The sequence below is a fragment of the Aminobacter sp. P4_D5 genome (genome assembly GCF_056401815.1).
This window is the reverse complement of the sequence record NZ_JBFUIP010000824.1, coordinates 1-663: the sequence shown is the minus strand read 5'-3', so window position 1 is coordinate 663 and position 663 is coordinate 1. Positions and strand designations below refer to the sequence as shown.

Annotated in this window: 1 pseudogene; it reads left to right on the top strand. The window is 69.1% G+C overall.

What is annotated here, in order from left to right:
• Positions 1 to 272: 272 nt before the first annotated feature.
• Positions 273 to 663: pseudogene (locus AC1DWF_RS35215) on the top strand (aspartate-semialdehyde dehydrogenase); the annotation flags it as partial.

Sequence of the window (663 nt, the reverse complement as noted above, 5' to 3'; positions counted from 1 at the left end):
GGCGGAGATGAACCCCTCGCGGCTGACCCGGCTGGTGCCTGTTTGAATTTTCCGTGCCCTCAAACGCCGGGCGCCGCCTCCGGCGGCTTGGCTTCGCCGCGCTACTGAGGCGCCCGGCGTCTCTGGCAGCTGGGCGCCGCCGGCCGCGTCGCCGTCGGATCCTCCGACGGCGCACCGAACCTGCGCCGGCCTGACTTGCGGTCCCGGCATTGGCCTTGGCGCGCTCACCGCGCTAAATCCGTCCCCGTTTCTAACTCGAAGGGATCCTGCACATGCGGGTCGGCGTGATCGGCGCCACGGGCGCGGTCGGTAAGGAAATTGTGGAAGTGCTCGCGAAGCGGCGCTTTCCGGTGACGGAGCTCAAGCTCTTCGCCTCGACGCGCAGCGCCGGCACGAAAACGAAAACGCCCTTCGGCGAGATCACGATCGAGGAATACAGCCTCGAGGCGGCCCGCCATCTCGACCTCGCTCTGCTCGCCGTCTCCGGCGACTTCGCCAAGGCCCATGCGCGTGCCCTGGCCGCCGAGGGCGTCGCCGTCGTCGACAACTCCTCCGCCTTCCGGCTGGAGGCCGACGTGCCGCTGGTGGTACCGGAGGTGAATGCCGACGCGATCGGCGACCACCGCCTCATCGCCAACCCCAATTGCACGACGGCGATCCTGG